At 69.8% G+C, this 13,515-nt stretch carries 10 protein-coding genes and 1 tRNA gene; 4 read left to right on the forward strand and 7 right to left on the reverse strand.

Translation table 11 applies throughout. The annotated features are described in order from the left end of the window. Window positions 1-83: 83 nt before the first annotated feature. From clpX to ASE76_RS02765, 6 genes are all read right to left on the reverse strand, one after another. A complete protein-coding gene (clpX, locus tag ASE76_RS02740; protein ID WP_055834281.1) occupies window positions 84-1,352 on the reverse strand; it encodes an ATP-dependent Clp protease ATP-binding subunit ClpX in 1,269 nt (422 codons plus the stop codon). Window positions 1,353-1,450: 98 nt separating this feature from the next. After that, a complete protein-coding gene (gene clpP / locus ASE76_RS02745; RefSeq protein ID WP_055834284.1) occupies window positions 1,451-2,059 on the reverse strand; it encodes an ATP-dependent Clp endopeptidase proteolytic subunit ClpP in 609 nt (202 codons plus the stop codon). Window positions 2,060-2,164: 105 nt separating this feature from the next. Then, entirely contained in the window at window positions 2,165-3,478 is a 1,314-nt protein-coding gene (gene tig, locus ASE76_RS02750) for a trigger factor (RefSeq protein ID WP_055834287.1), read from the reverse strand. Window positions 3,479-3,538: 60 nt separating this feature from the next. After that, window positions 3,539-3,625: transfer RNA gene (locus ASE76_RS02755), tRNA-Leu, on the reverse strand. Between the two features lie 107 nt (window positions 3,626-3,732). Beyond that, complete coding sequence (locus tag ASE76_RS02760; RefSeq protein WP_082447864.1) at window positions 3,733-6,972, reverse strand: efflux RND transporter permease subunit; 3,240 nt, start codon at window positions 6,970-6,972, stop codon at window positions 3,733-3,735. 7 nt (window positions 6,973-6,979) lie between these two features. Next, on the reverse strand, window positions 6,980-8,215 hold the full coding sequence (locus tag ASE76_RS02765) for an efflux RND transporter periplasmic adaptor subunit (RefSeq protein ID WP_055834290.1): 1,236 nt from the start codon (window positions 8,213-8,215) through the stop codon (window positions 6,980-6,982). A 146-nt stretch (window positions 8,216-8,361) separates the two neighbouring features. Here ASE76_RS02765 and hpnC point away from each other — a divergent pair, with 146 nt between their 5' ends. From hpnC to hpnE, 3 genes are all read left to right on the forward strand, one after another. After that, window positions 8,362-9,228 carry a squalene synthase HpnC gene (gene hpnC / locus ASE76_RS02770; protein WP_055834293.1) on the forward strand — a complete coding sequence of 289 codons (867 nt, stop codon included), beginning with the start codon at window positions 8,362-8,364 and terminating at the stop codon, window positions 9,226-9,228. A 67-nt stretch (window positions 9,229-9,295) separates the two neighbouring features. Further along, window positions 9,296-10,135 (forward strand): presqualene diphosphate synthase HpnD, encoded by an 840-nt coding sequence (gene hpnD, locus ASE76_RS02775; RefSeq protein WP_055834295.1) that lies wholly within the window; start codon window positions 9,296-9,298, stop codon window positions 10,133-10,135. Between the two features lie 136 nt (window positions 10,136-10,271). Further along, the gene (hpnE, locus tag ASE76_RS02780) at window positions 10,272-11,549 is read left to right on the forward strand and encodes a hydroxysqualene dehydroxylase HpnE (protein ID WP_055834298.1); all 1,278 of its coding nucleotides are present in this window, start codon (window positions 10,272-10,274) and stop codon (window positions 11,547-11,549) included. A gap of 44 nt (window positions 11,550-11,593) precedes the next feature. Here the strand turns inward: hpnE and ASE76_RS02785 are convergent, their stop codons facing one another. Continuing rightward, window positions 11,594-12,316, reverse strand: a complete 723-nt coding sequence (locus ASE76_RS02785; protein WP_055834301.1) for an HAD-IA family hydrolase — start codon at window positions 12,314-12,316, stop codon at window positions 11,594-11,596. A 60-nt stretch (window positions 12,317-12,376) separates the two neighbouring features. Here ASE76_RS02785 and hemH point away from each other — a divergent pair, with 60 nt between their 5' ends. Further along, window positions 12,377-13,471 carry a ferrochelatase gene (gene hemH, locus ASE76_RS02790; protein WP_055834304.1) on the forward strand — a complete coding sequence of 365 codons (1,095 nt, stop codon included), beginning with the start codon at window positions 12,377-12,379 and terminating at the stop codon, window positions 13,469-13,471. Window positions 13,472-13,515: the final 44 nt, after the last annotated feature.

Raw genomic sequence — 13,515 nt, forward strand, 5'->3', positions numbered from 1 at the left:
AGCATCGCCGATCCGCCCGGACAGGCTGAAACAGGATGATCAATCCGTCGCCACGCCCGGGTGGGCGCGGCTCGGCACGAGGCCTAGGCTTTCTTCGCCGCTTCGCGGTAGACCAGCAGCGGCGGCTTGTTCTCGTCGATCGTCGACTCGTCGACCACGACCTTGTCGACGTTCGTGGTGTGCGGCAGCTCGTACATCGTGTCGATCAGCGACTGCTCGAGGATCGAGCGCAGACCACGGGCACCGGTCTTGCGGGCCAGCGCCTTGCGGGCGATAGCCTTCAGGGCGGCCGGGCGGATCTCCAGGTCGACACCCTCCATCGCCAGCAGCTTGCCGTACTGCTTGACCAGCGCATTCTTCGGCTCGGTCAGGATCTGCACCAGCGCGTCTTCGCTCAGTTCGGCCAGGGTGGCGATGACCGGCATGCGGCCGACCAGCTCCGGAATCAGGCCGAACTTGATCAGGTCTTCCGGCTCGATTTCCTTGAACACCTCGGTCAGGGTGCGCTGCTGCTTGCTCTTGACCGATGCACCGAAGCCGATGCCCGATGCCTCGGTGCGGTTGTCGATCACCTTCTCGAGCCCCGAGAAGGCTCCGCCGCAGATGAACAGGATGTTGGTCGTGTCGATCTGCAGAAAGTCCTGGTTCGGGTGCTTGCGACCGCCCTGCGGCGGAATGCTGGCCATCGTGCCTTCGATCAGCTTCAGCAGCGCCTGCTGGACGCCCTCGCCCGACACGTCGCGGGTGATCGAGGGGTTGTCGGACTTGCGGGAAATCTTGTCGATCTCGTCGATGTACACGATGCCGCGCTGGGCCCGCTCGACTTCGTAGTTGCAGCTCTGCAGCAGCTTCTGGACGATGTTCTCGACGTCCTCGCCCACGTAGCCGGCTTCGGTCAAGGTAGTGGCGTCGGCCATGACGAAGGGCACGTCGAGCATCCGGGCGAGCGTCTGGGCCAGCAGGGTCTTGCCGGACCCGGTGGGGCCGATCAGCAGGATGTTGCTCTTGGCCAGCTCCACGTCGTCCTTCTTGGCCTTTTCCTTGTGCCGAAGACGCTTGTAGTGGTTGTAGACCGCCACCGCCAAGGTGCGCTTGGCGACTTCCTGGCCGATCACGTAGTTGTCGAGGTTGTGCTTGATCTCGGCGGGCGTGGGCAGTTCGGCCTTCGGGTCCTTGGCGGCGTCGCCGTCCGGGACCTCGTCGCGGATGATCTCGTTGCACAGGTCGATGCATTCGTCGCAGATGAACACCGACGGTCCGGCGATCAACTTCTTAACCTCGTGCTGGCTCTTGCCGCAGAACGAGCAGTACAGCGTTTTTTCGCTGGAGGAGGAGCCCTTTTTATCGGCCATTGAACGCTATGCCTAGAGACTGGATGAATTGCATGATAACGAAATGGCAAACGGCACTTTCCGCAGGGGAAAGCGCCGTTTCCACGACGGACGGGGTCTCAGCCGCGCTTGGAGATCACCTGGTCGACGATGCCGTAATCCTTCGATTCGTCGGCGGTCAGGAAGTAGTCGCGCTCGGTGTCGCGTGCGACCTTCTCGAGCGGCTGGCCGGTACGCTCCGCGAGGATGCGGTTCATCTGCTCGCGCGTCTTCAGGATGTCGCGGGCGTGGATCTCGATGTCCGTCGCCTGGCCGCGCGCGCCGCCGAGCACCTGGTGGATCATGACCTTGGAGTTGGGCAGGCAGAAGCGCTTGCCCTTCTCGCCGGCCGCCAGCAGGAACGCGCCCATGCTGGCCGCGAAGCCGATGCACAGCGTCGAGACCGCAGGCTTGATGAACTGCATCGTGTCGTAGATCGCCATGCCGGCGCTGACGCTGCCGCCGGGCGAATTGATGTAGAACGAGATGTCCTTGTCGGGGTTTTCGCTCTCGAGGAACAGCAACTGCGCCACCACCAGGTTGGCGGTCTGGTCGTTGACCTCGCCCACCAAGAAGATCACGCGCTCCTTCAGCAGCCGCGAATAGATGTCGTACGACCGCTCGCCGCGGCCCGACTGCTCGACCACCATCGGCACCATGCCGAGACCTTGGGTTTCTAGTGCACTCATGATTTCTCCTGGGAAAGAACTACTGTAGCGAAAACGACATGGGGCCTGTGCCGCAAAGCACAAGCCCCATGGTCATGGAGGGCCGGGCGACGGGCGCCGGCGTGCTCAGCCCTGCTGGCCCATCAGTTCGTCGAAGGACACGGCCTTCTCGGTGACCTTGGCCTTGGACAGCACGAAGTCGGTGACGTTGTTCTCTATCACGACGGCTTCGACTTCGGCCAGGCGCTGGCGGTCGCTCTGGTACCAGCGGACCACGTCGGCCGGCTTCTCGTAGCTGGCGGCCAGTTCGTCGATGTGGGCCTTCATCTGCTCGGGCTTGGCCTGGAGCGCATTGGCACGAACCAGTTCGGCCACCACCAGGCCCAGGCGGACGCGGCGCTCTGCCTGCGGACGGAACACGTCGTCGGGGATCGGCGCCTTGTCGGCGTCCTTGATGCCGCGCTGCTTCAGGTCGGCGCGGGCGCTTTCGATCATGCGCTCGACCTCGGCCTGCACGCTCGCCTTGGGCAGGTCGAGTTCGGCCTTCGAGATCAGCGCGTCCATGACGGCCTGCTTGTTGCGCGACAGGACGCGGAACTTGACTTCGCGCTCCAGGTTCTTCTTGATGTCGGCGCGCAGGCCGTCGACCGTGCCGTCGGCGATGCCGAGCGACTTGGCCAGCAGTTCGTTGACTTCTGGCAGGTTGGCCTGTTCGATCTTCTTGACGGTGACCATGAAGTCGGCCTGCTTGCCGGCCACGTCCTTGCCGTGGTAGTCCTCGGGGAAGGCCAGCGGGAAGGTCTTGCTTTCGCCGGCCTTCATGCCGCGCACGGCTTCTTCGAATTCCTTGAGCATCTGGCCTTCGCCGACCAGGAACTGGAACGCCTCGGCCTTGCCGCCCTGGAACACTTCGCCGTCGATCTTGCCTTCGAAGTCGACCGTGACACGGTCGCCGTCTTCGGCGCCCGAATCCTGGGCGCGCTGGGCGAAGGTCCGGCGCTGCTTGCGCAGGATGTCGAGGGTGCGGTTGATCGCGGTCTCGTCGACTTCGGCGTTCAGCTTCTCGACGTCGGCATCCGACAGGTCGGCGATCTTGACTTCGGGGAACACCTCGAAGACGGCGTCGAAGGCCAGCTCGCCCTCGGGCGCGCCGTCCTTTTCGGTGATGGTCGGCTGGCCGGCCACGCGCAACTGCGCTTCGTTGGCGGCGACCGAGAAGGCCTCGCCGACCTTGTCGTTCATGACTTCGTACTGGACCGAGTAGCCGTAGCGCTGGGCCACGACGTTCATCGGCACCTTGCCGGGACGGAAGCCGTCCATCTTGACGGTGCGGGCGAGGCGCTTCAGGCGCGCGTCGACTTCCGACTGGATCGTGGTGACAGGCAGCGTCAGCGTGATCTTGCGCTCCAGCTTGTCGAGGGTTTCCACATTGACGGCCATGTTCTGCTCCTATGAGATCGGTCGGCGGCGGTCAGAGATCTGCCTGCCGTGATACTTGCGTGGTGCGCGGGGGGGGACTCGAACCCCCACAGTGTTGCCACCGTCAGGACCTAAACCTGGTGCGTCTACCAATTTCGCCACCCGCGCAAACTAAGAAAAAGCCCCACGTGTCCCGGTCAAGCGACACGTGTGCGAATTGGTCAACCCAAGATTTTAGCGTGCCGGAAGACCGATTCCTCCGGCGCCGCGATTCTTCATGCGCGGGCGGGCGGTTCGCGCTTCACCCGGAACCATGCGGCGTACATCGCCGGCAGGGCCAGCAGGGTGAGCACGGTGGCCACCACCAGGCCGCCCATGATGGCGACCGCCATCGGCCCCCAGAACACGCTGCGCGACAGCGGGATCATCGCCAGCACCGCGGCCGCGGCGGTCAGCACGATCGGCCGCAGCCGCCGCACCGCCGATTCGACGATCGCGTCCCAGGCCGGCACGCCGCGGGCCCGCTCCTGCTCGATCTGGTCGATCAGGATCACCGAGTTGCGCTGGATCATGCCCATCAGCGCGATCACGCCCAGCAGCGCCACGAAGCCGAAAGGACGCCCCAGCAGGATCAGCGCCGCGGCCACACCCGCGATGCCCAGCGGCCCGGTGATGAACACCAGCAGCGCGCGGCTGAAGCTGTGCAGCTGCAGCATGAGCAGGGTGAAGACGGCGAACAGCATGATCGGCACGCCCGCGGCGATCGAGGCCGAGCCCTTGCTGCTCTCCTCCACCTCGCCCGCCACCTCGATCCGGTAGCCGGCGCGGCCGTTCTGCTGCCAGTCCGCCTCCAGCTTGCGCAGCGCGGGCAGCAGTTCCTGCGTCACCGTGGCGCCCTGCAGCCCCTCGGCGATGTCGGCCTGCACCGTCACCGCGTACTCGCGGTTCTGCCGCCACAGCACGCCGTACTCCCAGGCCAGCGTCGGCTTGGCGATCTGCAGCAGCGGGATCGACTGGCCGGTGGCGGTAGTGACGTAGGCGTTGTCCAGGTCGGACACCGCGTCGCGCTCGGCCAGCGGCTGGCGCATCACGATCTCGATCAGCCGGTCGCCCTCGCGGAACTGGCCGACGGTGTTGCCGCTGTAGAGCGTGCGGGTGGCCAGCGCGATCGACTGGCTGGTGACGCCCAGCGCCCGCGCCTTGTCCTGGTCGATCTCCAGCCGCACCGACTTGACCGATTCGTTCCAGTTGTCGTTGGTGCCGCGGGTGTTGGGGCTCTTGCGCATCTCGGCCTTGACCGTGTCGGCCAGGGTGCGCAGCACCGCCGGGTCGGTGCCCACCACCCGGAACTGCACCGGGTAGGCCACCGGCGGGCCGCTCGGCAGCAGCTTGACGCGGCCCCGCACCTCGGGGAATTCCGTCGCCAGGATCGCCGGAAGCCGGCGGCGCAGCACCTCGCGCGTGGCCAGGTCGTTCGGCAGCACGATCAGCTGCGACACGTTGGACTGCGGGAACACCTGGTCCAGCGGCAGGTAGAACCGCGGCACGCCCGAGCCCACCCAGGTGCTGATGCTGCGGATGCCCGCCTCCTGCTGCAGCCGCGCCTCGACGCGCTTGACGATGTCCTCGCTGGCGCTGAAGGGCGTCCCCTCGGGCGACCACAGGTCGACCATGATCTCGGGCCGTGTCGAATCCGGGAAGAACTGCTGCTGCACCTGCCCCATGCCGACCAGCCCCAGGGCGAAGATGCCCACGGTGGCGCCGATGGTGATCCAGCGGTGGGCCACGCACCAGCCCACCGTGCGGCGGAAGCGGTTGTAGAAGGCGCTGTCGAACATCTCGTGCGGCTGGCCCTCGGCGCCGTCGGCACCGCCGGCCTGACCCGCATGGTGCGGATGCGGCTTGAGCAGCAGCGTGCCGAGGTAGGGCACGAAGTACACCGACACCAGCCAGCTCAGCACCAGCGCCACCACCGTCACCGCGAAGATCGCGAAGGTGTATTCGCCGGTGACCGATTTGGCGATGCCGATCGGCAGGAAACCCGCCGCGGTGATCAGCGTGCCGGTGAGCATCGGCATGGCGGTGATCTCGTAGGCGAAGGTGGCGGCGCGGGCCTTGTCGTAGCCCTCCTCCATCTTGCGGACCATCATCTCGACCGCGATGATCGCGTCGTCCACCAGCAGGCCCAGCGCGATGATCAGCGAGCCGAGCGAGATCTTGTGCAGCCCGATGCCCCAGTAGTGCATCGCCAGGAACGTGACCGACAGCACCAGCGGGATGGTGATGCCCACCACCAGCCCCGGCCGCACGTCGAGCGTGTAGCCCTGCCACCAGCGCCGCGCACCGGCCTTGCGGTGCAGGCCCAGGCTGATGAAGCTCACCGCCAGCACGATCACCACCGCCTCGATCAGAACGTGCACGAATTCGCTCACCGAGGCTGTCACCGCCGCCGGCTGGTCCTGCACCTGCACCAGCCGGGCACCGGCGGGCAGCGTCTTCTCCAGGTCGGCGACGGTGGTGCGCAGCGCCTTGCCCAACGCCACGATGTCGCCGCCCTTGGCCATCGACACGCCGAGCGCGATCACCTCGCGGCCCTGGTGGCGCACCTTCACCGACGGCGGATCGACGGTGCCGCGGCGGATCTCGGCGATGTCGCCCAGCCGCAGCTGGTTGCCCGAGCTGCCGCGGACCGGCATCGCCCGCAGCTGCGCCACCGCCTCGAAGGCGCCCTCGACCCGCAGCTGCACGATGTCGCCCGGCGTCTGCACCAGGCCGGCGCTCTCCACCGCGTTCTGCTGGCCCAGCTGGTCGATCACCGCGTTCAGGTTCAGGCCCAGCTGGGCGAGCCGCTGCCGCGGGATCTCGATGAAGATCTTCTCGTCCTGCACGCCGAACAACTCGACCTTGGCGGTGTCCTTGACCCGCAGCAGCCGCTGGCGCACGTCCTCTGCCAGCTGGCGGCGCTCGGCCTCCGAGAAGCCGTCGGTCTCCAGCGCGTAGATCACGCCGTACACGTCGCCGAACTCGTCGTTGAAGAACGGCCCCTGGATGTTGCCGGGCAGCATGTAGCGCATGTCGCCGATCTTCTTGCGCACCGTGTACCAGGCGTTGGGCACGTCGGCCGGGCGGGAGCTGTCCTTCAGCTCGAAGATGATCTGCGACTCGCCGGGCTTGGAGTAGCTGCGGATGCGGTCGGCGTTGGGCACCTCCTGCAGGGTGCGCTCCAGCCGGCTGGTGATCTGCTCGGCCACCTGCTCGGCGGTGGCGCCGGGCCAGTAGGTGCGGACCACCATCGCGCGGAAGGTGAAGGGCGGGTCTTCGTCCTGCCCCAGCTGGAAGTACGAGGCGAAGCCCAGCACCATGAAGGCGACCAGCAGGTAGCGGGTGAGCGCCGCATGCTCCAGCGCCCAGCGCGAGAGGTTGAAACCTTCCTTGGGCGGGGCCAGGCCGGGCGCGGGGGCCGCCGCGGGTACGGAGGCGTCGGGGGCGGCGGGAGGCGCGTCGTGCGGTGTCATCGCGGCCTCACTTCGCCGGGGCCGCGGGCGCTGCGGCCGGCGCGGAGGCAGGCGGCGGCGTCGGGTCTGCGGATGCCGCCGCGCCGTTTGCTACGCTATCCATAGCAGGCTGTCGGCGTCCGGTGCCGGCCTCGGGGCTTTTTCCTTCGTAGATCGCCACTTTCTGGCCCGGCGCCAGCACATGCACCCCGGCGGCCACCACCCGCATGCCCGGCTCCAGGCCCCGGGTCACGACCGCGTCGTTGCCGTCCACGCTGCCGACGGCGATCGGCTGGGAGCGCACCGTCATCGACGATGCGTCCAGCACCCACACCGCGGTCGTGCCACCGTCCTGCCGCAGCGCGGAGCTGGGGATGCGGATCACCGGCGGCGCGTCGCCCGCCGCATGCTGCGGCAGCACCGACACGGTGGTGCCCAGCGGCGGCACATCGCCCGGGGCGCCCTGCAGCGCCACCTTGACGGTGAAGGTACGGGTCACCGGATCGGCGCTGGCGCCTACCTCGCGCACCTTGCCGGACAGGGGGGCGGCACCCGCCCAGGTGCGCACCTGCATCGGCTGGCCGACGGCGAAGCGGCCGACCTGGTTCTCCGGCACCGCGAAGACCGCGTCGCGCACGCCGTCCACCGCCACCCGCACCACCGGCGTGCCGGCGCTCACCACCTGGCCGGCCTCGGCCTCGATCGCGGTGACCACGCCGGGCGCGTCGGCCTTCAGGTCGGCGTAGCCCGCCTGGTTGCCCTGAGACGAAAGCTGCGCCTGCGACTGGTCGAGCGCCGCCTTGGCCGCCCGCAGGGTCGATTCGCGCCGCTCCAGCTCGGCGCCGCTGATGAAGTTCTGGCTCTTGAGCTGCGAGTAACGCTTGAAATCGGCGTCCGCCAGTTCGTAGCTGGTGCGGGCCGACGCCACCTGGGCCCGGCCCGCGTCGGCCGCCAGCCGCAGGTCCTGCGGATCGAGCTGCGCCAGCACCTGGCCCGGCTGCACCCGCTGGCCCACCTCGGCCTGGCGGCGCAGGATCTTGCCGCCGACCCGGAAGCCGATGCGCGACTCCACCCGGGCCCGCACCTCGCCGGCGAAGACCTGGCCGGCCTGCGCGTCGGTGCGCTCCACCGTCACCAGCTTCACCGATCGGATCGGCTCCTCGGGCGGCGCGGGCCGGGAGCACGCGGCGAGCGCGGCGGCCACCGCCACGGCGAGAGCCCCCGCGAAAAAGCGATGGCGGACGGGCGAAAGGCGAGGAGGCATGGCGCGTGCGGACCGGGGCCCGGGCAAGTTAATGACTGACGGGTTAGTAATCTATTGCATCGGCTTGCACGCTGTCAAGACACGATTGGCCGTACCTGCCGGCGCCGGCTGCCGAGCGCGGCGATGCGATTGCGCACAATCGCGGCGTGCCCACACCCCTGCCCTCCCCGCCCGCCACCGCCGCGCCGCCGACGCACTACGAGAACTTTCCCGTGGCCTCGTGGCTCTGCCCGCCCGCGCTGCGCCCGCCGATCGCGGCGCTCTACGGCTTCGCCCGCACCGCCGACGACATCGCCGACGAGGGCGATGCCGCGCCCGATGCGCGCATCGCCGACCTGCAGGCCTACCGGCAGGACCTGTACGCCGCCGCCGCCGGCCGGCCGGTGTCCCTCCGATGGGCTGCCGTCTTCGGGCCGCTGGCCGGCGCCATCGCACAGTGGCGGCTGCCGGTGCCGCTGCTGGACGACCTGCTCGACGCCTTCCTGCAGGACGTCCGCAAGACCCGCGACTGCGAAGGCTATGCCGACCGGGCCGAACTGCTCGACTACTGCCGCCGCTCGGCCAACCCGGTCGGCCGGCTGCTGCTGCACCTCTACGGCGTGCGGGGCGAGGCCGCGCTGGCCGAGAGCGATGCGATCTGCAGCGCGCTGCAGCTGGTCAATTTCTGGCAGGACCTGTCGGTCGACATTCCCCGCGGCCGCTACTACCTGTGCGCTGCCGACCGCCGCGCCCACGGCGTGCCCGCGGCCGACCTGCGCGCCCTGCGCCAGACGCCCGCCGCCACCGCGCTGATCGCCGACTGCTGCGCCTGGGCCCGGGCCGAGATGCTGCGCGGCGCGCCGCTGGTGCATCGCATCCCCGGCCGGGCCGGCTGGGAACTGCGGCTGGTGGTGCAGGGCGGGCTGCGCATCCTCGACCGCATCGCGGCGCTGGACCATGCGACGCTGAACACCCGGCCGACGGTGGGCGCCCGCGACGCCCCGGCGATGCTCTGGCGCGCCCTGCGGATGTAGGGCGCGCGGCGCCACGCCGGACGGGTGCGGCCCGGGTGGGACAATCGGGCACCACGACACCGCCCCCATGACCCCCGAAGACTACGTTCAGCAAAAAGCCGCCGCCTCGGGCAGCAGCTTCTATTACGCGTTCCTGTTCCTGCCGCGGCCCCGCCGCGCCGCGATCACCGCCTTCTATGCCTTCTGCCGCGAGGTGGACGACGTGGTCGACGACATGCAGGACCCGGGCGTCGCCGCCACCAAGCTCGCCTGGTGGCACACCGAGATCGGCCGTGCGTTCGCCGGCCAGCCCAGCCATCCGGTGATGAAGGCCCTGATGCCGCACGTGCCCGACTACGGCATCGAAGAGCGCCACCTGCAGGCCGTCGTGCAGGGCTGCCAGATGGACCTGGAGCAGACCCGCTACCTCGACTTCGCGGGCCTGGAGCGCTACTGCCACCTGGTGGCCGGCGTGGTGGGCGAGGTGGCGGCGCGCATCTTCGGCCAGACCGACCCGGCCACCACCGCCTACGCCCACCGGCTGGGCCTGGCGTTCCAGCTGACCAACATCATCCGCGACGTGGGCGAGGACGCGCTGCGCGGCCGCATCTACCTGCCGGTCAACGAGCTGCAGCAGTTCGACGTGAAGGCCCACGAGATCCTCAAGCGCGTCCACTCCGACCGCTTCGTCGCGCTGATGCGCTTCCAGACCGAGCGGGCGCAGCGCCTCTACGCCGAAGCGCTGGCGCTGCTGCCGCCGGCCGACCGCCGCACCCAGAAGCCGGGCCTGATGATGGCCAGCATCTACCGCACCCTGCTGGGCGAGATCGCCCGCGACGACTTCCAGGTGCTGCACCAGCGGGTCAGCCTCACCCCGCTGCGCAAGTTCTGGCTCGCGTGGAAAGTCCAGGCGCTCGGACGGGTATGAAGCACACCCCCAGGCTGCGCACCGCGTGTCTGCGCCATCCTCCTTGCAGGGGGCGGTGCCGGCCCGGCGGAGCCGGTCCCGCGTCGACCCTGGCGGGAGCGGAGTCCCCGCGTGCCCTGCCGCTGAGGTGCCCGCCATGAGGCTGGCGATCGTGGGCGCGGGCTGGGCGGGGCTGGCGGCGGCGGTGGAGGCGGTGCGCGCGGGGCATACGGTCACGGTGTTCGAGGCGGCGGGCATGGCCGGCGGCCGGGCCCGCACGGTGGCGGGCCACGGCCACGGCCACGGGCATGGCGAGGTGGTGCCGCTGCTCGACAACGGCCAGCACATCCTGATCGGCGCCTATACCGAGACGCTGCGGCTGATGGCACTGGTGGACGTGGCGGAGCACGAGGTGCTGCTGCGGATGCCGCTGTCGCTGCGCTATCCCGATGGCCGTGGCCTGGCGCTGCCGAAGGCGCCCGCGCCGCTCGACCTGCTGCTGGGCGTGGTGACCGCCCGCGGCTGGAGCGTGGCCGACAAATGGTCCTTGCTGCGCACCGCGGGCCGCTGGCAGCAGCGCGGTTTCCACTGTGCGCCGCAGCAGACGGTGGCCGGCCTCTGCGCCAGCCTGGCGCCGCGGGTGATGGAAGAACTGATCGAGCCGCTCTGCGTCTCGGCCCTCAACACGCCGGCCCGCGCGGCCAGCGGCCAGGTGTTCCTGCGGGTGCTGCAGGACGCGCTCTTCGGCGTGCCCGGCGGCTCGCACCTGCTGCTGCCACGGACCGACCTGGGCGCGCTGTTCCCGGTGCCCGCCCAGCGCTGGCTGGCCGCGCACGGCATGCCGGTGCAATTGCACTGGCGGGTGCAGTCGATCGCCCGCGGCGGCGACGGCTGGACGGTGGACGGCGAGCCGTTCGACCGGGTGCTGCTCGCCTGCCCGCCGGGCGAGGCGGCCCGCCTCGCCGAAGCCACCGAGCCGGCGGCATCGGCCGTGTGGTGCGCCCAGGCACGGGCCCTGCGGTTCGAGGCGATCACCACCGTCTACGCCCGCGCCGCCACCGCGCTGGCAGAGCCGATGCTGCCCCTGCGCAGCAGCGACGCCGCGCCGGCGCAGTTCGTCTTCGACCGCGGCCAGCTGGGCGGACCTGCCGGTCTGCTGGCCTTCGTGGTGAGTGCCAGCCACGGCGAGCGCGCGGCGCTGGAGCAGGCGGTGGTGCGGCAGGCCCGGGACCAGCTGGGCCTGGCGGTGGAGCCGGTGCAGACCATCGTCGAGAAGCGCGCCACCTTCGCCTGCACGCCCGGCCTGACGCGCCCGCCGCAGCAGGTCGCGCCCGGGCTGCCGGCCTGCGGCGACTACCTGGACGGGCCCTATCCGGCGACGCTGGAAGGCGCGGTGCGCAGCGGTGTCGCGGCAGCGCAGATGCTATCGAATTAATAGCTGGAGGCCGGCGGACGGCGCCGGCCCGCGGCACTTTTCGCCTATGAAGCGGCCGGGCAGCCCAGCCGGTCGCACAGCGCGCCCAGCTCGGTCACTTCCAGCTGCGGGCGGCGGGGATGGTCCCAGGCCAGCCCGGCGCGGTTGACCCAGACCGCCTGCATGCCCGCATCGAGCGCGCCCACCACGTCCATCGCCACGTCGTCGCCCACGTGCAGCACCGCATCGACCGGCACGCCGACCGATCGGGCCGCCGCCGCGAAGATGCGCGCATCGGGCTTGGCGATGCCCAGGCCCTGCGCCGAGATCGATGCGGAGAAGTGCGCGCCGATGCCGACCGTGTGCACGTTGGCGTTCCCGTTGCTCAGCGCCACCAGCGGCCAGCGCGCGGCCAGGCGGGCCAGCGCATCCAGCGCGTCGGCGTAGAAATCGACCTGCTGGCGCGCGGCGAAGAAGGCGTCGAACGCCGGCTCGGCCAGCGCCGCGTCGTCGCCCGCCTGCTGCAGCGCGCGGCGGATCGACTCGCGCCGCAGGCCGCTCAGGTCGTGGCGCATGTGGGGCAGTTCGTCAGCCATCGCGACCCGTATCCTGCGCAACGAGGCGGTGTCTGCGAACAGTGCGGCGGTGGCCGGCGCGTGCTGCGCCAGCCAGGCGTGCAGCACGCCCTCGGCGCGCTCGATGGCGGGCCAGACGGGCCAGAGCGTGTCGTCCAGGTCCAGGCTGATCGCGCGGATTCTGGATACATCTAAATCGGGGGTGTGGGGCATGGGTCGCCGAGAATATCGCATCGGCCCCGTGCCCCTTTTTCCAGGTCTTCCAGGATTTCCTTGCCTACTTTCGCCCCCGAGCCCACCTTCCGCCACGGCCAAGCGCCCAAGATAGCCGTCCTCTATTGCAACCTCGGCACCCCCGACGAGGCCACGCCCGGTGCGGTGCGCCGCTACCTGGCCGAGTTCCTGGCCGACCCCCGCGTGGTCGAGATCCCGCGGCTGCTCTGGCTGCCGATCCTGCACGGCATCATCCTGCGGACCCGGCCCTCCAAATCGGCCGCCAAGTACCGCAGCATCTGGACCGACGAGGGCTCGCCGCTCAAGACCTGGACGGCCAAGCAGGCCACGATGCTGCGCGGCTGGCTGGGCGAGGCCGGCCACCAGGTCGAGGTGCGCTACGCGATGCGCTACGGCAACCCCTCGATCGCGTCGCAGCTCGACGCGTTGAAGGCCGACGGCGCCACCCGCATCCTGGTGCTGCCGGCCTATCCGCAGTACTCGGCCACCACCACCGCCAGCGTGGTCGACGCGGTCAACGCCTGGAGCACACGGCAGCGCAACCTGCCCGAGCTGCGCTTCGTCAACCGCTACCACGACGACCCCGGCTACATCGCCGCGCTGGCCGCCCAGGTGGAGCGCTACTGGCGCACCGAGGGCCGCGGCGAGATGCTGGTGATGAGCTTCCACGGCGTGCCGGCGCGCACCCTGCAGCTGGGCGACCCGTACCACTGCGAGGCCTACAAGACCGCCCGCCTGCTGGCCGCCGAACTGGGCCTGCATGCGCACGAGGTCAAGGTCACCTTCCAGTCGCGCTTCGGCCGCGCCAAGTGGCTCGAGCCCTACACCGAGCCGACGCTGGTGGCGCTGGCCAAGGCCGGCACCAAGCGGGTCGATGTGCTCTGCCCCGGCTTCACCAGCGACTGCCTGGAGACGCTGGAAGAGATCAACATGGAAGTGCGCCACGCCTTCCTGGAGGCGGGCGGCGAATCCTTCCACTACATCCCCTGCCTGAACGACAGCCACCCGTGGATCGCCGCGCTCTCGGGCATCGCACAGCACCACCTGGCCGGCTGGCCGACCCGCGCGGTGCCCGACAGCCGGGCGCTCGAGGCCTCGGCCCAGCGGGCACGCGAGCTGGGCGCGCCACGCTGACATATTTGGGCGAGCGGGCTGCGGCAGAATAAGCGTCCCGGATA

Origin of the sequence: Xylophilus sp. Leaf220 (assembly GCF_001421705.1) — a bacterium.
Taxonomy (GTDB): Bacteria; Pseudomonadota; Gammaproteobacteria; order Burkholderiales; family Burkholderiaceae_C; genus Xylophilus.

Bases quoted from the DNA above. Each gene is read 5' to 3' on its own strand.
- clpP (WP_055834284.1), bottom strand. From the start codon at position 2,059: ATGAGTGCACTAGAAACCCAAGGTCTCGGCATGGTGCCGATGGTGGTC.
- tig (WP_055834287.1), bottom strand. From the start codon at position 3,478: ATGGCCGTCAATGTGGAAACCCTCGACAAGCTGGAGCGCAAGATCACG.
- hpnE (WP_055834298.1), top strand. From the start codon at position 10,272: ATGAGGCTGGCGATCGTGGGCGCGGGCTGGGCGGGGCTGGCGGCGGCG.
- ASE76_RS02760 (WP_082447864.1), bottom strand. From the start codon at position 6,972: ATGACACCGCACGACGCGCCTCCCGCCGCCCCCGACGCCTCCGTACCC.
- ASE76_RS02785 (WP_055834301.1), bottom strand. From the start codon at position 12,316: ATGCCCCACACCCCCGATTTAGATGTATCCAGAATCCGCGCGATCAGC.
- hpnD (WP_055834295.1), top strand. From the start codon at position 9,296: ATGACCCCCGAAGACTACGTTCAGCAAAAAGCCGCCGCCTCGGGCAGC.
- ASE76_RS02765 (WP_055834290.1), bottom strand. From the start codon at position 8,215: ATGCCTCCTCGCCTTTCGCCCGTCCGCCATCGCTTTTTCGCGGGGGCT.
- clpX (WP_055834281.1), bottom strand. From the start codon at position 1,352: ATGGCCGATAAAAAGGGCTCCTCCTCCAGCGAAAAAACGCTGTACTGC.